Consider the following 18,442-nt stretch of genomic DNA (forward strand, 5'->3'; position numbering starts at 1 on the left):
AAAATTAGTTAACGACGCGGGGTCCCGCCGGCGCGGGAACGATCAGCTATGCGGCAACACGCCCATCCCCGCACATCGGGAAGCCCAGCTTTTCGCGCGATTCGTAATACGCCTGCGCCACCGCGCGCGACAGGTTGCGGATGCGGCCGATGTAGGCGGCGCGCTCGGTGACCGAAATCGCGCCGCGCGCATCCAGCAGGTTGAAGGTGTGCGCCGCCTTCAGGATCATTTCGTAGGCCGGCAGCGCCAGCGGCACCTCGAGCAGGCGTTTGGCTTCCGCCTCATAGTTGTTGAACAGCGAAAACAGGAACTCGGCGTTCGAGTATTCGAAATTGAACGTCGATTGCTCGACTTCATTCTGGTGAAACACGTCGCCGTAGCTGAGTTTTCGGTTGACGCCGCGCTCCTCCCATTCGGTCCAGGTCAGGTCGTAGACGTTTTCCACGCCCTGCAGGTACATCGCCAGGCGCTCGATGCCGTAGGTGATTTCGCCCAGCACTGGCTTGCAGTCGAGGCCGCCGACCTGCTGGAAATAGGTGAATTGGGTGACTTCCATGCCGTTCAGCCAGACTTCCCAGCCCAGGCCCCAGGCGCCCAGCGTCGGGTTTTCCCAGTCGTCCTCGACGAAGCGCACGTCGTTCTGCTTCAGGTCCAGCCCCAGCGCCTGCAGCGAGCCGAGATACAGGTCGAGGATGTTTTCCGGCGCCGGCTTCAAGACCACCTGGTATTGATAGTAATGCTGCAGGCGGTTCGGGTTGTTGCCGTAGCGGCCGTCCTTGGGCCGGCGCGACGGTTGCACATAGGCGGCGCGCCACGGTTCCGGTCCGATCGCGCGCAGGAAGGTGGCGGTGTGCGAGGTGCCGGCGCCGACTTCCATGTCGTATGGCTGCAGCAGCGCGCAGCCTTGGGCGTCCCAGTAGTCCTGCAGCTTGAGAATGATTTGTTGAAATGTGAGCATCGTGATGGGCGCCGCGGCCGCAGGGCGTAGCGGGCCGTGCTGTAGTGCCAAAGCTTGCGATTTTAGCGGTTTTGAGGCTCGCCCGGGCGCTTATCCGTGCGCGCCGGCCGCAATCCACCCTTTCCGTGCCAGCAGCCAGGCGCTGGCCAGAGCCAGCAAAATCAGTCCCAGCACCAGCTTGTTGCCGAACCGGATATACGGCGTGGCGCCGCTGCTGCCCTGGACCGTGGCCGCCAGCGTGGCGCGCGTGTAAGGCTGCAGTTGCGCGCTGACGCGGCCATGGCGATCGATCACCGCGGTGGCGCCGGTATTGGTGGCGCGCAGCATCGGCCGCCCGGTTTCCAGCGCCCGCAGTTGTGAAATCTGCAAATGCTGCGGCAGCGCGATGGTGTCGCCGAACCAGGCGATGTTGGACATGTTCAGCAGCAGCGTTGCCGCGGTGCCGGAAGCCAGGCCGGCCGCCAGTTGGGCGGCGATTTCCTCGCCGAACAGATCTTCGTAGCAGATGTTGGGCAGCACCCGCTGGTCGCGCACCGCGAACGCCGGCTGCAGCAGCGGGCCGCGCGCGAAATCGCCGAGCGGAATGTGCATCATGTCGACGAACCAGCGAAAGCCGAACGGAATGAATTCGCCGAAGGGCACCAGGTGGTGCTTGTCGTAGCGGTAGTTGTAGTTGGGCGTCGGCGCGCCGGCGGCCGGCGCGATGCCGACCGCGCTATTGGTGTAGTGCAGCGGCGAGTCGCCGATCGGGGCGCCGAGCAGCAGATGGCTTCCGGTTTGCCGGGCGAAACCCCGCAACTGTTCCAGGTAGGAGGGCGCCAGCCGTTCCAGCAGCACCGGAATCGCGGTTTCCGGCGTCACCACCAGATCGGCCGGCTGGGCGCTGATCATGTCGCGATACAGGCCGAGCGAAGCCTCCAGTTGTGCCCGCTCGAACTTCATCTCCTGCGGCACCGCGCCTTGCAGCAGGCGCACCGTCAATGGCTGGCCGTGGTCCTCGGTCCAGGGCAGCGCGCGCAGTCCGGCGCCGGCCAGCAGCAGCGCCAGCGCGATTCCGAGTGGGAGTCTCTTGGCCGGCAGCAGCGCCAGCGCGCCGGCGCCGAAGGCCGCCACCAGGGCCACCCCATACACGCCCAGCAGCGGCGCATAGCCCGCCAGCGGGCTGTCGCTATGGGCGTAGCCGGAAGCCAGCCACGGGAAGCCGGTCAACACCCAGCCACGCAGCCATTCGCTCAGGCTCCAGCAGGCCGGCAGCAGCAACAGCAGCGAGAGGGCCGGGGTGGCGCGCCAGCGGCGCCCGAGCCAGAGCGCGGCGCCGATCGCCAGCGCGCTCCAGGCGCCGAGATAAGCTGCCAGCAGCAGCACCGCCAGCACTGCCATCGGTGCCGGCATGCCGCCGTAATCATGCAGGCTGACATACAGCCAGTGCACGCCGCATACCGACAACGCAAAGCCGTACAGCCAGCCCAGCAGCGCACCCTGTTTGACGGTGGCGCTGCGCGCCAGCCAGAACAGCAGCGCCAGCGTGGCGATCTGCAGCGGCCACAGGCCGAATGGCGCGAAGGCCAGCAACGCCCCGGCGCCGGCGGCCAGCGCTGCCAGCACCCGCGTCGGCGCCAGGCGCGGACGGTCAGGCAGCGCCGCCGGCGTCACACCGCATCCGCAGCATTCGACGGCAATTTCTCCACCAGCAGCACGTGCACCTGGCGCGCGTCGGCGCGCAGCACTTCGAAGTGCAGCCGGTCGAGGTCGAAGCGATCGCCCTTGTGCGGCACGCGCCCTAGGTGGTTGGCCACCAGGCCGCCGATGGTATCGACGTCTTCGTCCGGGAAATCGGTGTGCAGGACTTCGTTGAACTGGCCGATTTCGGTCAGCGCCTTGACCCGCCAGCGCGGGCCGTGGCGGCCTTCCTTGAGCGGCAGGATGTTGTCTTCGGCCTCGTCGTAATCGTACTCGTCCTCGATGTCGCCGACGATCTGTTCCAGCACGTCTTCGATCGTGATCAGGCCGCCGACGCCGCCATACTCGTCGACCACGATCGCCATGTGGTTGTGGTTGGCGCGGAAATCGCGCAGCAGCACGTTCAGCCGCTTCGATTCCGGGATGAACACGGCCGGGCGCAGCATGTCGCGCACATCGAACGATTCTTCCGCGTAGTAGCGCAGCAAGTCCTTCGCCAGCAGGATCCCGATCACCTTGTCGCGCTCGCCGGCTACCGCCGGAAAGCGCGAGTGCGCGGTTTCCAGCACCATCGGCAGCCAGTCCTCGATCGGCTTGTTGATGTCGACCATGTCCACCTGCGAGCGCGGAATCATGATGTCGGCCGCGCACAGGTCGGACACCTGGAACACGCCTTCGATCATCGACAAGGCGTCGGCGTCGATCAGGTTGCGCGCATGCGCGTCCTGCAGGATTTCCAGCAGTTCGGCGCGGTTCTCGGGTTCGGGGGAAATCAGTGCGGTCAGACGTTCGAATAATGACCGGTGGGGTTTGGCGTCAGAGGATCTGGCGTCACTAGGATAGTCGGGCATATGGCGCGAGCCGGGCTTGGGAAGTTGTTGCGAAGCGTACAGGATACAACAAATGGTTTGCAAATCCGAACGGCGGCAGCCGCGTCAGCGTCCGCCGGCTGTCGAAAAATTCCTGTTCAATCCCCCGACAATAAATAAAATTTTGCGAGTATGTTGTAAAAACCGTTATTTTATGTGCGATAAAATGCTTCGAGTGTTGGAGTATATAATCCGTTACGGGCGGCCGCGCGCTCCGATCACTGCGCTGGCGATCTGCGGCGGGGTGGCCGCGTAGTGCTTGAATTCCATCGTATAGGTGGCGCGGCCCTGGGTCAGCGAGCGCAGCGTGGTCGAATAGCCGAACATCTCGGCCAGCGGCACCTCGGCCTTGACCACCTTGATGTTGCCGGCCAGGTCGTCCATGCCGTGGATGCTGCCGCGCCGCCCGGACAGATCGCCGGCGACGTTGCCCATGAACTCTTCAGGCGTCTCGACTTCGACCGCCATCACCGGCTCCAGCAAGACCGGATCGGCGCGCCGCATGCCGTCCTTGAAGCCGATCGAGGCGGCCATGCGGAACGCGTTTTCATTGGAATCGACGTCGTGGTAGGAGCCGAAGGTCAGCGTCACCTTGACATCCACCACCGGATAGCCGGCCAAGACGCCAGCGTTCAGGGTTTCGCGGATGCCCTTGTCCACCGCCGGGATGAATTCGCGCGGCACCACGCCGCCCTTGATGGCGTCGACGAATTCATAGCCCGTGCCGGGCGGTTGCGGCTCCAGCTTCAGCACCACGTGGCCGTACTGGCCGCGCCCGCCGGACTGCTTGATGAACTTGCCTTCGACCTCGTCGCAGGTCTTGCGGATGGTTTCGCGGTAGGCCACCTGCGGCTTGCCGACCGTGGCTTCGACGCCGAACTCGCGCCGCAGCCGATCGACCAGGATTTCCAGGTGCAGCTCGCCCATGCCGGCGATGATGGTCTGGCCCGATTCGGGGTCGGTGGAAACGCGGAACGACGGATCCTCCTGCGCCAGGCGGTTGAAGGCCAGGCCCATCTTTTCTTGGTCGGCGCGGGTTTTCGGCTCCACCGCCTGCGAAATCACCGGCTCCGGAAATACCATGCGTTCCAGCGTGATCGGCGCATCCGGCGCGCACAGCGTGTCGCCGGTGGTGGCGTCCTTCAGGCCGACCGCGGCGGCGATGTCGCCGGCGCGCACCACCTTCAATTCCTCGCGGTGGTTGGCGTGCATCTGCAGCAGGCGGCCGACCCGCTCGCGGCTGCCCTTGATCGGGTTGTAGACGGTATCGCCCGATTGCAGCACGCCGGAATACACGCGCAGGAAAATCAGTTGGCCGACGAAGGGATCGGTCATGATCTTGAACGCCAGCGCCGAGAATTTCTCGTCGTCGGCGGCGCGCCGCAGCACCGTCTCGCCGTGTTCGTCGTGGCCGGCAACGGCCGGGATGTCGAGCGGCGACGGCAGGTAATCGATGATCGCGTCCAGGACCGCCTGGATCCCCTTGTTCTTGAAGGCGGAGCCGCACAGCACCGGCACGATCTGGCCGGCCACCGTGCGCTGGCGCAGCGCCGCCTTGATTTCGGCCACCATCAGGGTTTCGCCGTTCAGGTACTTGTCGGTCAGCGCGTCGGAGGCTTCGGCCACAGCCTCCAGCAGCCGCTCGCGCGCCCTGGCTGCGGCCGGCAACAGGGCGGCGGGGATTTCTTCATAGCGGAACTGCATCCCGCGCGACTCTTCGTCCCAGACGATGGCCTGCATCTCGACCAGGTCGATCACGCCGACAAAGGCGTCCTCGGACCCGAACGGAAGCTGGATCGGCACCGGGTTGGCGCCCAGCCGCTCGCGCATCTGCTGTACCACGCGCGGGAAATTGGCGCCGACGCGATCCATCTTGTTGACGAATGCCAGCCGCGGCACATGGTACTTGTTGGCCTGGCGCCAGACGGTTTCCGACTGCGGCTGCACGCCGCCGACCGCGTCGTACACCATCAGCGCACCATCCAGCACCCGCATCGAACGTTCGACTTCGATCGTGAAATCGACGTGGCCCGGGGTGTCGATGATGTTGATCCGGTGCAAGGGCTGATCGTGGTGCATGCCGCTCCAGAACGCGGTGGTGGCGGCCGAGGTGATGGTGATGCCGCGCTCCTGCTCCTGCTCCATCCAGTCCATGATGGCGGCGCCCTCGTGTACCTCGCCCAGCTTGTGGCTGACGCCGGTGTAGAACAGGATGCGCTCGGTGGTCGTGGTTTTTCCGGCGTCGATGTGAGCCGAAATGCCGATGTTGCGGTAGCGCTCGATTGGTGTGGTGCGGGCCATGAAATGTCCCCTGGCAAGTGCGACTGTTGGCTGGCGAAGCACCGGCTCGGTCGCCCGGCAATTTTAGGACAAGTCGCGACTACGTGCCTTTTTGGCATCGAAAAAAGACATGATGCGCCGCAAGCCGGCGTGTAAAAAAATGGATGGCGCTAGGCGTCGCGGCCCGGCTGCTTTATAGCCGGCGGGGGCGGAGAATCAGCGCGTTTGGTAGGGATCGGGATAGCCGAGGCCGGCTAGGATCTCGGTTTCGAGCCGCTCCATTTCCAGCGCTTCGGCGTCGGTTTCGTGGTCGTAGCCCTGCGCATGCAGCACACCGTGCACTACCAGGTGCGCGGTGTGCTCTTCGATCGATTTCCGCTGCTGGGCGGCTTCCTGCTGCAGTACGTCGGTGCACAGGATCAGGTCGGCTTGCGTCGGCAGCTCGCTGCCGGCCGCGCCGGCCAGTTCCACGTCCTCGCTGTAGGCGAAGGTGAGGACATTAGTGGCGTAGTCCTTGCCGCGGTAGTCGCGGTTCAGCGCCCGGCCTTCGGCGGCATCGACGAAGCGGATCGCCAGTTCGGCCGGCGCCAGCAGCGCGGCATGGACCCAGCGCCGCAGCAGCGGGCGCGTGATCTGCGCTTTCAGACGCGGGTCGGGATATTGCACCGACAGCGACAGCTTATTTTCTCGTCGCATGCCTGGCCGGTTTCTTCAGCGTCAGGGGCGCGGACGGCTGCGCATCGTCGCCGGCCGCCTGGTAGGCATCGACGATGCGCGCCACCAGCGGATGGCGCACCACGTCGCTGCTGGAAAAACGCGTGAAGGCGATGCCACGCACCTCCTGCAGGACGTCGAGCGCGTCGATCAGGCCGCTTTTCTGGTGGCGCTGCAAGTCGATCTGGGTGATGTCGCCGGTGACCACCGCCTTGCTGCCGAAGCCGATCCGGGTCAGGAACATTTTCATCTGTTCCGGCGTCGTGTTTTGCGCCTCGTCCAGAATGATGAAGGCGTGGTTCAGCGTGCGTCCGCGCATGTAGGCCAGCGGCGCCACTTCGATCGCCTGCTTTTCGAACATCTTCTGGGTGCGGTCGAAGCCGAGCAGGTCGTACAGCGCGTCGTACAGCGGGCGCAGGTAGGGATCGACCTTTTGCGCCAGGTCGCCCGGCAAAAAGCCGAGCCGTTCGCCGGCTTCCACCGCCGGCCGCGTCAGGACGATGCGCTTGACCGCGTCGCGTTCCAGCGCATCGACCGCGCAGGCCACCGCCAGATAGGTCTTGCCGGTGCCGGCCGGGCCGACGCCGAAGGTGACGTCGTGCTCCAGGATGGCGCGGATATACTGGCTCTGGTGCGGCGTGCGGCCGCGCAGGTCGCTGCGCCGGGTTTTCAGGATCGGCGATTCGGTCTCGGCCGGCATCGCCTCCACCGCCTGTTCGGGCCGGCTCTTGCGTGCCGGCGGGCGCGGCGCCCGTGCGGCACGCTGTTCGACCAGCGCCAACTGGATGTCCTCGACCGAAATCGGCTTGCCGGCCAGCTCGTAGAATCGCGCCAGCAATTCCACCGCCTGCGCCGCCTGCGTGCCGCTGACGATGAATTTCTCGCCGCGCCGGAACATCGTGACGTCAAGCGCGGCGGCAATCTGCCGCAGGTTTTCATCCATCGGCCCGCACAGGTGCGCGAGCCGGGTATTGTCGACCGGTTCCGGAGTGAAATGCAGCGGCTGGATAGGTGATTTTTTCAAGCGTGGGATACCGTTGGGTGGGCAGCCAACTCGCCGCGCAGCGAATTCGGGTTGGCTTGCACGATCCTGACGTCGATCAATTGCCCGATCAGGCTGGCGGCGTCGCTGCCGGCAGGGAAGTTGACGACGCGGTTGTTTTCGGTACGCCCCTGCAGTTCGCTCGGGTCCTTGCGCGAGCGGCCTTCGACCAGGATGCGCTGCACCGTGCCGACCATCGCCTGGCTGAATTTTTGCGCGTTCGCCTGCACCACCGCCTGCAGATGCTGCAGCCGTTTCAGCTTGACCTCCTGCGGCGTGGTGTCCGGCAGGTTCGCCGCCGGCGTGCCGGGGCGGGCGCTGAACACGAAGGAAAAGCTGCTGTCGTAGCCGATGTCGTCGATCAGCTTCATCAGGGCCGCGAAATCTTCCTCGGTCTCGCCCGGGAAGCCGACGATGAAGTCGCTTGAAATCGCGATCTCGGGTCGTACCTGGCGCAGCCGGCTGATGATCGACTTGTACTCCAGCACCGTGTAGCCACGCTTCATCGCCGCCAGGATCTTGTCCGAACCGTGCTGCGCCGGCAGGTACAGGTGATTCACCAGTTTCGGCACGCGGGCGTAGGTGTCGATCAGGCGCTGGGTGAATTCCTTCGGGTGGCTGGTGACGAAGCGGATGCGCTCGATGCCGGGGATGTCGGCGATGTATTCGATCAGCAACGCAAAATCAGCCACTTCGCCATCCGCCATCGCCCCGCGAAACGCGTTCACGTTCTGTCCCAGCAGCGTGACTTCCTTCACGCCCTGCTCGGCGAGGCCGGCGATCTCGGTCAGCACGTCGTCGAAGCGGCGCGAGACTTCTTCGCCACGGGTATAGGGCACCACGCAATAGCTGCAGTATTTGCTGCAGCCTTCCATGATCGACACGAACGCGGTCGGGCCTTCGACCCGGGCTGGCGGCAAGTGGTCGAATTTCTCGATCTCCGGGAAGCTGATGTCGACCTGCGAGCGGCCGCTGCTGCGCCGCTTTTCGATCATCTGTGGTAGCCGGTGCAGTGTCTGCGGCCCGAACACCAGGTCGACGTAGGGCGCCCGGCTGACGATCGCCGCTCCTTCCTGCGAGGCGACGCAGCCGCCGACGCCGATCACCAGATCCGGCTTGTGCTGCTTCAGCTCGCGCAGCCGGCCAAGGTCGGAAAACACCTTTTCCTGCGATTTTTCGCGGATCGAGCAAGTATTCAGCAGGATCACGTCGGCGTCTTCGGGGCGCTCGGTCCGGGTCATGCCGTCGGACACGCGCAGCACGTCGGCCATCTTGGCCGAATCGTACTCGTTCATCTGGCAGCCGAAGGTCTTGATGAATAGTTTCTTGGGCATGGCTTATCGGATCAAATTGGAGGGCTGATTTTGCGAATTCGGGTTCGGCGCCGGCGCGCTGGCTTCGGTCGGGGTCAGGATCCAGATCCGGTCGACTTCGCCCTGATTGGTCTGCGTGTAATTCACCGGCAGATTCTGGCCGCGCAGCGCCGCCGGCATTTCGATCAGGTTGTCCTGGTTCCAGATGCGGGCGCCGGCCGAGAGCGTCAACTGCTGGTTGTTGATGATGATCGCCGGATAGGGCGCCGGCGTCATCGTTCCGCGCCTCGCGCTCGGCGGAAACGGCCGCTCGAAGGCCTGCGCCGGCAGGCTGCCGAGCAGCAGGCAGAAGACGGTGAACAGGCGGGAAGCCCACATGGCAAACTCCGTTTCGTGTACGAGGGTATCGGCGTCGCAGTCTGGGCGGCCGGAAGGCGCGATGCTCGCGCCCTCGATGCGAATCAAGCGTGCCGGGAAATGACGGGTATCGGGGGCAAACAGGCGCCGCGCGCAAGGGGCAGATTATACCATCCGGTGCTGTCCGCCTCGGCGCCGGGCGACCCCGCCAAGGCTGGGTTTTATCCACGTCCGGGCGGCGCAAACAGGCCGCCATGCGGCGCTTCCAGGATCGCCGCCACCGCCGGATGGCGGATCTTGCGCTCGCTGGAAATCGCGTATACCGGTTCGCGCAACTGGGCGATGATGCCCACCGGCAGCGCGCCGAGCTGCTCCTTGACCTCGCGCGCCATCGCGGCCGGCGCGAAAAACAGGCCGAGGCCGCTGTGGCCAAAGGTATTCAATAGCGCGTTGTCTTCGAATTCGCCGGTGATTTCCGGCTGCAGGCCGTTGGCCTCGAACCATTGCTCGATGCGGCCGCGCATCGCATTGTTGCGGGTCGGCAGCAGAAGCGGTGCGCCCTGCAGGCTGGCTGGAAAGCCGGGGCGAAAGCGCCGCGCCAGTTCCGGCGTGCCGAACAGCGTCAGCTCGCTCTCGCCCAGCAGGTGAGAAAAGACGCGCAGCGCGGCGCCCGGGCTGACCGGGCGATCGGCCAGCACCACGTCCAGCTTGTGCAGGGCCAGGTCGGCCAGCAGCGACTCGAACTGATCTTCATAACACACCAGCCGAATCGCCTGCGGCAGCCGCAGCGCTGCCTGCAGCAGCCGATGGGCGATCAGTTTCGGCAGCGAATTCGAAATGCCGACGGTCAGGCGCACCGCATTCACATCATCGTCGGCCAGCGCTTCCTGCATCTGTTCGCCCAGCAAGAAAATCTGGTCGGCGTACGCCAGCGCGGTGCGCCCGGCGGCGGTCGGCGCCAGGCGCCGGCCTTGCGGCGCCAGCAGCGATTTCCCCAGCGCTTTTTCCAGCAAGCCGAGCTGGGTGCTGATGGTCTGCACCGCCACCCCCAGCCGCTCGGCGGCGCGCGTGACGCTGCCTTCCTGGGCCACGACCCAGAAGTAATACAGATGGCGAAAATTCAACCCGCTGGATTTCATGAGATTCTGTTTTTCGGAAGTAATATTTCCATTATCTTCGCTTTTACTAGAGCTTGGAAAACGCTAGCATGTCGGTTTCACTCATTGATTAGCAAGGTTTTTATGCTGGAACTGTTGACCGATCCACAGGTGTGGATGGCATTCGCAACCCTGACCGCACTGGAACTGGTGCTGGGCATCGACAACATCATCTTCATCTCGATCCTGGTCGACAAGCTGCCGCCGCATCAGCGCGAGATGGCGCGTCGGCTTGGCCTGTTTGCGGCGATGTTCATGCGCATCGGCCTGCTGCTGACGCTGTCCTGGATCATCGGCTTTACCGCGCCGCTGTTTACCATATGGGGGCAGGAAATTTCCGGGCGGGCGCTGATCCTGATTGCCGGCGGCCTGTTCCTGCTGTGGAAGAGCGTCGGCGAAATTCATCAGACGCTGGAAGGCGGCGGCGAGCACGCCGGCGGCAAGGTGGCGGCGACATTTACCGCGGTGATTCTGCAGATCATGCTGATCGACATCGTATTTTCGCTGGATTCGATCATTACCGCGGTCGGTATGGCCGACCAGATCGAGGTGATGATCGCGGCGGTGGTGGTTTCGGTCGGCTTGATGATGCTGTTCGCGGCGCCGATCGGGCGCTTCGTATCCGAGCATCCGACCATCAAGATGCTGGCGCTGGCGTTCCTGGTGGTGGTGGCGGTGGTGCTGATTGCGGACGGTTTCGGCCATCACGTGCCGAAGGGCTACGTCTATTCAGCGATGGCGTTCTCGGTGCTGGTGGAGGCGCTCAACCTGCGGCTGCGCAAGCGCAATACCGGGGCGGCCATCCCGCTCGCCAAGGATGAACAGGGACGGCACTAGGCCGAAGTTGGAAGCGACTTACAGCTGGCGCGCATAGCGTTCCAGATGCCAGTCGGTGCTGCCGAACTGCAGCTCGATCGCCAGCAGCCGCTTGAAATAATGGCTGACGTCGAGTTCGTCCGAGACGCCCATGCCGCCATGCAGCTGTACCGCCTGCTGGCCGACGAAGCGGCAGGCCTGGCCGATCACCACCTTGGCCGCCGACAGCGCCGCGCTGCGCGTCGCCGCATCCCGGTCCTGGCAGCGCACCGCCGCCAGATAGCTCATCGAGCGCGCCTGTTCGATGTGCAGCGCCATGTTCGCCATCCGATGCTGCAGCGCCTGGAAGCTGGCGATCGGCACGCCGAACTGCTGGCGAGTGCGGGTGTATTCGACGGTCGCCGCCAGTACCCGGTCCAGCGCGCCGACCGCTTCGGCGCAGATGGCGGCCAGGCCGGCGTCGAGGATCTCCGCCAGTGCGCTGGTGGCATCGGCGGCGCCGTCCAGGCGGGCGCCGGCCGGCAGCGCAACCTGGTCGAGCCGGATCTCGCTGGCGGGGATGCCGTCCACCGTGGCGTAGGCGCCCTGATGCAGGCCGGCGGCGTCGCGCGGCACCGCGAACAGCGCCAGTTCTTCCGTATTCGCCAGGCGCGCCGTCACCAGCAAGGTGTCGGCCGACGGCCCGTGCACGATCACGCTCTTGTGGCCGTTCAGCACGTAGCCTCCGTCGTGTGGCTGCGCGTGCGTGGCCACCGCCCGCCAGTCGAAGCGGGTGGCCGCCTCGTCATGCGCCAGTACTGCGATCGTTTCGCCGGCGGCCAGCGTCGGCAGCAGCGCGGCGCGCTGCTCGGCGTTGCCGAGCGCGGCGATGGCGCGGGTGGCCAGCACCGCGCTCGCCAGATAAGGTTCCGGCACCAACCCTTCGCCCAGCGCGCCCATCACCAGCATGGTCTCGATCGCGCCGCCGCCGAGGCCGCCATCGGCTTCCGGCACCTGCAAGGCCAGCAGGCCAAGGTCGGCGAAACCCTGCCAGGCGGCGCGGGACAAGCCGTCCGCCGATTGCGCGCCATTCCGGCGCCGGGCTTCGAAGCCGATGTCCTTGGCGATGAAGCGGCGGGTGGTTTCCAGCAGCATCTGCTGTTCTGCGCTGAAGGTGAAATCCATGGTGGTTCCTGGTGTCGTTCTATTGGCGCGGAGTACGGCTGTGTTCAGTGCTGTTATCTGTCGGGGGCAGGGTGCCGCTTCGCTAAGCTCGGTCTAGCAACGCTTTAGATCCCCAGGATCATTTTCGCAATGATGTTTTTCTGAATCTCGTTCGAGCCGCCGTAAATCGACAGCTTGCGCATGTTCAGGTAATTCGCCGCCAGAGAGACGGCGTAGTCGGGGCCGACTTGCTCGCCCTGGTAGCCGGCGGCCATCGCCTCGCGCCGCAAGGGTAGCGCGTAGGGGCCGACCGCCTGCACCAGCAGTTCGCTGATCGCCTGCTGGATTTCGGTGCCCTTGATCTTCAGGATCGAGGCTTCCGGCCCCGGTGCGCGCCGCTCGGCCTCGGCCGAGAGCACGCGCAGGTTGGTGATTTCCAGCGCCGTCAGATCGATCTCGATCTGCGCGATGCGCGCCGCGAACAGCGGGTCGCGCAACAGCGGCGCACCGTTCTTGGTCTCCTGCGCGGCGATCCGCTTCAGGCGCGCCAGCTCGCGCTTGGCGATGCCGATACCGGCGATGTTGGTGCGCTCGTGGCCGAGCAGGAACTTGGCGTAGGTCCAGCCGGCGTTTTCCTCGCCGATCAGGTTTGCCGCCGGCACCCGCACGTTCTCCAGCCAGACTTCATTGACTTCGTGCGCGCCGTCCATCGTGATGATCGGCCGTACCGTGACGCCGGGCGACTTCATGTCGATCAGCAAAAACGAAATCCCGCGCTGCGCCTTGGCCGCCGGGTCGGTGCGCACCAGGCAGAAGATCCAGTCGGCGTACTGGCCGAGCGTGGTCCAGGTTTTTTGGCCGTTGACCAGGTAGAACGCGCCGTCGTCGGTGCGGATTTTTTCGGCGCGGGTCTTGACCGAAGCCAGGTCGGAGCCGGCACCCGGTTCGGAATAGCCCTGGCACCACCATTCGTCGGCGGCCAGGATCTTCGGCAGGAAGCGCTCTTGCTGCGCCTTCGAGCCGAAGGCCATGATCACCGGCGCCACCATCTTCAGGCCGAACGGAATCGTGCGCGGGCAGCCGGCGGCCGCGCATTCTTCCTCGAAGATGTATTGCTGCACGACGCTCCAGCCGGGACCGCCGAATTCCACCGGCCAGGCCGGGCCGCCCCAGCCCTGCGCGTGCAGGATGCGTTGCCAGCGCACGTAATCGTCGCGCTCGAGGATCAGGCCGTTGTGCACCTTGTGGCTGATGTCGGCCGGCAGCGCTTGCGCCAGGAAATTCCGCACCTGCTGGCGGAAGGCAAGTTCGGTGGCGGTGAAATTCAGGTCCATAACGTCCTCATTGTGTCCTTGTTCTTCTCGGCTTGCCGGCGCGCAGGCGGGGCCCTTGCCGACTTTCAGATATAAGGAGTATGCCTAAAAATATTCGATTTCCGCCCGTAATTCATGCGGTATCAAAAATACTCCGGTGTTTTATGACGTGCCGACGACGGTCTGGGCGCGTCCCGTTAGTAGCGCGGAGTAGGGCTCGTCTCGTGGTCCTGTTCGTGGGAATGCCGGTGATATCGACTCGGAACGGCATTTGTTCTGCAAAGTGGAATGGAGATCCTAAAGTAAAACTGTATTTGCTTTGCTGTCCGTGTGTCAATGAACCAGGAATTGGCGGTATAAATGCGTAAATCTGGACCGAATATGGACTAAGTTCTGTGAATTTGATTGTTGTCGGCTGGATTTGCGCGAGGCTTTATTGGTGAGATCAATATTCTGCACAGCGGAATATTAATTTAAAATACGGGAGATTTTTCCTCTTTCCAACATGAGCCGATGGCTGAACACGAACGCAATACCGCGCCCGGGCAGGTGCAGCCGGCGGCGCAGACGGCCAACATCAAGGAAGACCGCCACTTCGTGACGGCGCTGGCGCGCGGGCTGGAACTCTTGTCCTGCTTTCGTTCCGGTGATCGCCTGCTGGGCAACCAGGAACTGGCCGAGCGCTGCAAGCTGCCGAAGTCGACCGTCTCGCGCTTGACCTATACGCTGACCAAGGCCGGTTATCTGCAATACGAGGCGGCCAGCGGCAAGTACCGACTCGGCAGCGCCACCCTGGCGCTGTCGTCGGCAATGCTGGCCAAGCTGGATATCCGCCAGTTGGCGCGGCCGCTGATGCAGGAACTGGCCGATTTTTCGCGCAGCATGGTGTCGCTCGGCATGCGCGACCGGCTCAGCATGATCTACATCGAAAACCGCCGCAGCCAGACCGCGCTGACCCTGAGCCTGGACGTCGGCTCGCGCATCCCGATCGCCAGCACCGCAATGGGGCGCGCCTACCTGGCAATCCTTTCGGATAGCGAGCGCAACGACATCCTGGAGCGGGTGCGCGAACTGGATGAAATGGCGTGGCCGGCGCTTTACGACGGCATCATGCGCTCGTTGGAGGAATCGGCGCGGCTCGGTTGCAGCACTTCGTTCGGCTGCTGGCAGCCGGACGTCAATGCGATCGCGATCGCGTTCCGGCCGGCCGACGGCAGCGCGCCGCTCTCCATCAACTGCGGCGGCCCGGCGTTCCACCTGTCGCCCGATTACCTGCTGCACGAAGTGCAGCCGCGGCTGGCGGCGCTGGTGGAGCGGCTGCGCCAGCCGTAGCCGTAATCCAGCGAGGCGGGAGCGTGGTACGCCATCAAATAAAGGAGTATGTGCCGAAAGTCGCCGTTTTACAGGCGGAATTCGGAGTAGATTGATCGAGTATATGAGTCGCTGCCGGCGTGCCAGCCGGCAGCGACTTCGCCGTCATTGCGGGCGCAACTGGAGGGAGGCGCCTTGCTGGCGGCGCACCCAGGCCGTGGCCAGCGCAATCAGGCCGAAGGTGGCGGCATAGAACAGCAATTGCATGCCGCTCGGGCGGGCGTCGTAGCCGATCAACACGTGCAGCGCAATCCCCGGTAGCGAGCCGGTGGACAGCAGCGCCGAGGTGTCCCACACCGGCGACGCCAGCGCCGGAATGAAATCACCCTGGATCAGGAATTTCGCCATCTGGCTCGCCAGCCCGGCCGCCAATAGCAGCAGCAGTGCGCTGGTGACCGAGAAGAACCAGCGTAGCGGAATCCGCAGCAAGCCGCGGTAGACGATCACACCCAGCGCGGCGCCGGCCAACAGCCCGATGGCGCCGCCGGCCAGGATCGAGGCGCCGCTATCGGTGGCGGCGGCGCTCATGCCTTCCAGGAACAGCACGCTTTCCGAGCCCTCGCGCAACACCGCCAGTGCCACCACCACCGCAATTGCCGACAAGTCCTGGCGGCCGCTGCGGATGTCGGCGCCAACCTGCTTCGCCTTGCCGGCCATTTCCTTGCCGTGCGAAGCCATCCAGACGTTGTGCCAGCCGATCATCAGCACCGCGACGCCGAGGATTGCCGCATTGAACAGCTCTTGGCCGCTGCCGTCGGCCAGGTTGGCGATCGATTGCGTGGCCGCCGCCACCAAGAGCGATCCGGCCAGCCCGGCGCCGATGCCGAGCGCCAGCCAGCGGTCGCGCTGCGCCAAGCCGCGCGTCGAGGCGGCGATGATGCCGATCAACAGCGCCGCTTCCAGCGACTCCCGAAAGACGATGATCGAAGCGCCAAACATAAGTGCTTACTCCGCGATCACCGCGCCCTGCGCAGTGGCCTGGTTGAATTCGCCGTAGAACTTGTAGGTGCCGGCCTTCAACGGGCCGATGAAGATCGTGGCCTTCGATTTTGGCGCGATCACCTTTTCGCGGTTCAGGTCGTGGCTTTCGAATTCTTCGGCGGTCGCGTCCTGGTTTTCCACCACCAGCTTGATTTTCTTGCCAGCCGGCACCTTCAACTCGGTCGGCACGAAACGGTGGTCCTTGATTGTCAGCACCACCTCGTCGGCGGCAAAGGCTGCGGACGACAACAGCAAGAGAGACAGAAAGAGCGAGCGCAATAGCATCATGGTTCCCGGTTAATATCGACGATACAAATGATAATCATTATCATTGAAAATATCAACGAGGATTTTAGTTTGGATGGGTGAGGCGGTCGAAATTCCCCGCAAGGCATGCAAGAAAGGTACCGATGGGCAATGCCGGCGTCGGATGCGACAATGCAACGGTCTTTATTCCGAGCGGCACACCGATATCATGCAGGCATCCAGCGAATGGTTTTACTGGGCAATCTTCTCCGCCATCTTTGCCGCCCTGACGGCGATCTTCGCCAAGATCGGGCTGGAGGGAATCGACTCCGATCTGGCGACGCTGGTGCGCACCTTCATCATCATCATCGTCCTGTCCCTGTTCGTGCTATTCACCGGCAAATGGAGCAATCCATTCGCATTGAGCGGCAAGACCTGGCTGTTCCTGACGCTCTCGGGCCTGGCCACCGGCGCGTCCTGGGTGTGCTACTTCCGGGCGCTGAAAATCGGCGACGCCTCGAAGGTGGCGCCGGTGGACAAGCTGAGCCTGGTGCTGGTGGCGATCTTCGCCGTGCTGTTCCTCGGCGAGCGGCCTAATTGGCGCGAATGGCTGGGCATCGGCCTGGTCGCGCTGGGCGTGTTCGTGCTGGGTTTTAGGCGCTGATGTCGGCGGCAGTGGAAACCCTCAAATGCCCCAGGGCACTGCCTTCACGCCGAACAGCAGGCGATGGAAGCCCATCACCAGCAAGGCCAGCAGTATGCCGGCGGCCACCGCGATGGCGTCCTGCCTGGCGACCGGCTGGAACGGCTTGACCGCATGGCGCGCGGCGGCGGAAATGATGTCGATCAGCGCATACGCCAGGAAAGCGCCGAATAGCAAGGTCGACCTGGTTTGGCCGGTGGCCAGCAGATGCACCGCCGCCCAGATGCCGAGGCCGATCAGCATCGGGTGCCTGAGCGCACGGCGTATGTACGTCCTCATGTTGGCCGCGGCCAGCAGGATGAAAGCGATAGTGACGGCAAGCGGTGCGATCGCGATCGCGCCGGCAACCGGATCGAACAGGCGCGCATCAGCCGGCGCGCGGGCGTAACCGATGACGATCAATGCCAGGCCCAGTGCGGAAATCAACGAAAACATCCCCTTGTAAGGCTTCTCGCCGAAGCTTGCAAACAGGCGGTTTCGCATGCGGGGCAGCGTCGGCAGCAGGTGAATGCCGAGGAAAAGGATCAGGCCGAGAACCAGGATTGCCATGGATGCCACTCCTCAAGGAAGACGTTCAGCTTCGAGCCGATCGGCGGTACAGCTGGATCCGGTTCCGATACTCCGCGCCGCTGCGGGCGGGTTGCGGCAAATATTCGGCCTGACCGGTTGCCAATTGTAGCCCATTCCCATAGCGCACTTGTTGGTCCGGCAATGCCGGCGCTTTGGGCGGATAAAGAAAAAGCCAGCGCGAGGCTGGCTTCGAGATTCTGGTGGGATAGGTTCCCTTTAACAGTTAGGGTAATCCCGCTTGATGATGGTTTTCTGATCTACAATTGTTTCGTAACGTGGTGGAAAGTTGTCCTCCGAATACCGGAAATTTCAGGAGAAAGAGTGTTCCAGAATGTCACGCTGATCATCTCAGCCGTTGCGCTTGTGGGTTGTGCTGCTGGCGTGAAGCAAATCACAACGCCGGATGGGAAGCAGGGGTTCCTAATCTCCTGCGATGGCTCGGCTGATGACTGGTCGACCTGCTATGCCGAGGCGACAAAACGATGCGGGAAATACAATGTGCTTGACCGGAACGAGACTAGTACTTCTACCGCCTACGGTCCCTTGGTGCGTCGTCACATGATCGCGGAGTGCAAGTAAAGCCCTTGGGCAATCACCAGGACGGCAACTCATGAACTCACCCCAAATTTGTGCTCTGGCGTCAGCGGCCTTCGCTGGTGCATTGGTTGCCTACGTCCCTACGGCACGTCAAAAAGGTTGGCCGGTTGGACGCCTCTTTGCCGCATCCGTAGTGCCAATTTTTCTTTATCTCGGCGTTATGGCGCTCCTCTTAGGCGCGGTCGGAACATGGCCTACGCTGGCCGGATGTCTTGGCTCTGGCTCGTTTGGATCATTCTGGCATCGCTCATCGGGGCGGCCTTCATCATCAGCATCTTCCGCTCATGGAGTGGTGCAATTGCACTTGTTGCAGCTCCTACCCTTGCCCTTGC

The 18,442-nt window shown here is 63.9% G+C and carries 17 protein-coding genes; 3 read left to right on the forward strand and 14 right to left on the reverse strand.

Annotation, left to right across the window (positions count from 1 at the left end; genetic code table 11):
- Positions 1 to 46 precede the first annotated feature (46 nt).
- The 9 genes from glyQ to nhaR form a co-directional block, all read right to left on the reverse strand.
- Entirely contained in the window at positions 47 to 958 is a 912-nt protein-coding gene (gene glyQ / locus ACK2VC_RS12875) for a glycine--tRNA ligase subunit alpha (protein WP_486730757.1), read from the reverse strand.
- A gap of 90 nt (positions 959 to 1,048) precedes the next feature.
- Positions 1,049 to 2,611: an apolipoprotein N-acyltransferase gene (lnt, locus tag ACK2VC_RS12880; RefSeq protein ID WP_486730758.1), complete on the reverse strand. Its 1,563-nt coding sequence runs from the start codon at positions 2,609 to 2,611 to the stop codon at positions 1,049 to 1,051.
- On the reverse strand, positions 2,608 to 3,489 hold the full coding sequence (locus ACK2VC_RS12885; RefSeq protein ID WP_486730759.1) for a CorC family transporter: 882 nt from the start codon (positions 3,487 to 3,489) through the stop codon (positions 2,608 to 2,610). The genes lnt and ACK2VC_RS12885 overlap by 4 nt, the downstream gene beginning before the upstream one ends.
- A 213-nt stretch (positions 3,490 to 3,702) precedes the next feature.
- Positions 3,703 to 5,808, reverse strand: a complete 2,106-nt coding sequence (gene fusA / locus ACK2VC_RS12890) for an elongation factor G (RefSeq protein WP_486730760.1) — start codon at positions 5,806 to 5,808, stop codon at positions 3,703 to 3,705.
- 195 nt (positions 5,809 to 6,003) lie between these two features.
- Positions 6,004 to 6,483: an rRNA maturation RNase YbeY gene (gene ybeY / locus ACK2VC_RS12895; RefSeq protein ID WP_486730762.1), complete on the reverse strand. Its 480-nt coding sequence runs from the start codon at positions 6,481 to 6,483 to the stop codon at positions 6,004 to 6,006.
- Positions 6,467 to 7,525, reverse strand: coding sequence for a PhoH family protein (locus ACK2VC_RS12900; RefSeq protein WP_486730763.1), 1,059 nt, complete (start codon positions 7,523 to 7,525; stop codon positions 6,467 to 6,469). The genes ybeY and ACK2VC_RS12900 overlap by 17 nt, the downstream gene beginning before the upstream one ends.
- Positions 7,522 to 8,877, reverse strand: coding sequence for a tRNA (N6-isopentenyl adenosine(37)-C2)-methylthiotransferase MiaB (gene miaB / locus ACK2VC_RS12905; protein WP_486730764.1), 1,356 nt, complete (start codon positions 8,875 to 8,877; stop codon positions 7,522 to 7,524). Before miaB ends, ACK2VC_RS12900 begins: the two co-directional genes overlap by 4 nt.
- Positions 8,878 to 8,880: 3 nt before the next feature.
- A complete protein-coding gene (locus ACK2VC_RS12910; protein ID WP_486730765.1) occupies positions 8,881 to 9,234 on the reverse strand; it encodes a hypothetical protein in 354 nt (117 codons plus the stop codon).
- A 200-nt stretch (positions 9,235 to 9,434) separates the two neighbouring features.
- On the reverse strand, positions 9,435 to 10,352 hold the full coding sequence (nhaR, locus tag ACK2VC_RS12915) for a transcriptional activator NhaR (protein ID WP_486730766.1): 918 nt from the start codon (positions 10,350 to 10,352) through the stop codon (positions 9,435 to 9,437).
- Between the two features lie 102 nt (positions 10,353 to 10,454).
- Here nhaR and ACK2VC_RS12920 point away from each other — a divergent pair, with 102 nt between their 5' ends.
- Entirely contained in the window at positions 10,455 to 11,207 is a 753-nt protein-coding gene (locus ACK2VC_RS12920) for a TerC family protein (RefSeq protein WP_486730767.1), read from the forward strand.
- 18 nt (positions 11,208 to 11,225) lie between these two features.
- Here ACK2VC_RS12920 and ACK2VC_RS12925 read toward each other — a convergent pair whose 3' ends face one another.
- Positions 11,226 to 12,350, reverse strand: a complete 1,125-nt coding sequence (locus tag ACK2VC_RS12925) for an acyl-CoA dehydrogenase family protein (protein ID WP_486730768.1) — start codon at positions 12,348 to 12,350, stop codon at positions 11,226 to 11,228.
- A 104-nt stretch (positions 12,351 to 12,454) separates the two neighbouring features.
- The gene (locus tag ACK2VC_RS12930; protein WP_486730769.1) at positions 12,455 to 13,663 is read right to left on the reverse strand and encodes an acyl-CoA dehydrogenase family protein; all 1,209 of its coding nucleotides are present in this window, start codon (positions 13,661 to 13,663) and stop codon (positions 12,455 to 12,457) included.
- A 492-nt stretch (positions 13,664 to 14,155) separates the two neighbouring features.
- On the opposite strand from ACK2VC_RS12930, the gene ACK2VC_RS12935 reads away from it, so the two are divergent.
- Complete coding sequence (locus tag ACK2VC_RS12935; protein ID WP_486730770.1) at positions 14,156 to 14,974, forward strand: IclR family transcriptional regulator; 819 nt, start codon at positions 14,156 to 14,158, stop codon at positions 14,972 to 14,974.
- A 144-nt stretch (positions 14,975 to 15,118) separates the two neighbouring features.
- Here the strand turns inward: ACK2VC_RS12935 and ACK2VC_RS12940 are convergent, their stop codons facing one another.
- Positions 15,119 to 15,952, reverse strand: a complete 834-nt coding sequence (locus ACK2VC_RS12940) for an FTR1 family iron permease (protein WP_486730771.1) — start codon at positions 15,950 to 15,952, stop codon at positions 15,119 to 15,121.
- Between the two features lie 6 nt (positions 15,953 to 15,958).
- Complete coding sequence (locus tag ACK2VC_RS12945; RefSeq protein WP_486730772.1) at positions 15,959 to 16,282, reverse strand: cupredoxin domain-containing protein; 324 nt, start codon at positions 16,280 to 16,282, stop codon at positions 15,959 to 15,961.
- A gap of 187 nt (positions 16,283 to 16,469) precedes the next feature.
- Here ACK2VC_RS12945 and ACK2VC_RS12950 point away from each other — a divergent pair, with 187 nt between their 5' ends.
- Positions 16,470 to 16,904, forward strand: coding sequence for an EamA family transporter (locus ACK2VC_RS12950; protein WP_486730773.1), 435 nt, complete (start codon positions 16,470 to 16,472; stop codon positions 16,902 to 16,904).
- A gap of 21 nt (positions 16,905 to 16,925) precedes the next feature.
- Here the strand turns inward: ACK2VC_RS12950 and ACK2VC_RS12955 are convergent, their stop codons facing one another.
- On the reverse strand, positions 16,926 to 17,492 hold the full coding sequence (locus ACK2VC_RS12955) for an NnrU family protein (protein WP_486730774.1): 567 nt from the start codon (positions 17,490 to 17,492) through the stop codon (positions 16,926 to 16,928).
- Between the last annotated feature and the right edge of the window lie 950 nt (positions 17,493 to 18,442).

The organism is Herbaspirillum sp. WTB6 (assembly GCF_057457785.1).

Coding starts and splice junctions, on each gene's coding strand:
- ybeY (WP_486730762.1), bottom strand. CDS start 6,483: ATGCGACGAGAAAATAAGCTGTCGCTGTCGGTGCAATATCCCGACCCG.
- miaB (WP_486730764.1), bottom strand. CDS start 8,877: ATGCCCAAGAAACTATTCATCAAGACCTTCGGCTGCCAGATGAACGAG.
- ACK2VC_RS12885 (WP_486730759.1), bottom strand. CDS start 3,489: ATGCCCGACTATCCTAGTGACGCCAGATCCTCTGACGCCAAACCCCAC.
- ACK2VC_RS12910 (WP_486730765.1), bottom strand. CDS start 9,234: ATGTGGGCTTCCCGCCTGTTCACCGTCTTCTGCCTGCTGCTCGGCAGC.
- ACK2VC_RS12930 (WP_486730769.1), bottom strand. CDS start 13,663: ATGGACCTGAATTTCACCGCCACCGAACTTGCCTTCCGCCAGCAGGTG.
- ACK2VC_RS12945 (WP_486730772.1), bottom strand. CDS start 16,282: ATGATGCTATTGCGCTCGCTCTTTCTGTCTCTCTTGCTGTTGTCGTCC.
- ACK2VC_RS12935 (WP_486730770.1), top strand. CDS start 14,156: ATGGCTGAACACGAACGCAATACCGCGCCCGGGCAGGTGCAGCCGGCG.
- ACK2VC_RS12920 (WP_486730767.1), top strand. CDS start 10,455: ATGCTGGAACTGTTGACCGATCCACAGGTGTGGATGGCATTCGCAACC.
- glyQ (WP_486730757.1), bottom strand. CDS start 958: ATGCTCACATTTCAACAAATCATTCTCAAGCTGCAGGACTACTGGGAC.
- fusA (WP_486730760.1), bottom strand. CDS start 5,808: ATGGCCCGCACCACACCAATCGAGCGCTACCGCAACATCGGCATTTCG.
- ACK2VC_RS12925 (WP_486730768.1), bottom strand. CDS start 12,350: ATGGATTTCACCTTCAGCGCAGAACAGCAGATGCTGCTGGAAACCACC.
- ACK2VC_RS12950 (WP_486730773.1), top strand. CDS start 16,470: ATGCAGGCATCCAGCGAATGGTTTTACTGGGCAATCTTCTCCGCCATC.
- ACK2VC_RS12955 (WP_486730774.1), bottom strand. CDS start 17,492: ATGGCAATCCTGGTTCTCGGCCTGATCCTTTTCCTCGGCATTCACCTG.
- ACK2VC_RS12940 (WP_486730771.1), bottom strand. CDS start 15,952: ATGTTTGGCGCTTCGATCATCGTCTTTCGGGAGTCGCTGGAAGCGGCG.
- nhaR (WP_486730766.1), bottom strand. CDS start 10,352: ATGAAATCCAGCGGGTTGAATTTTCGCCATCTGTATTACTTCTGGGTC.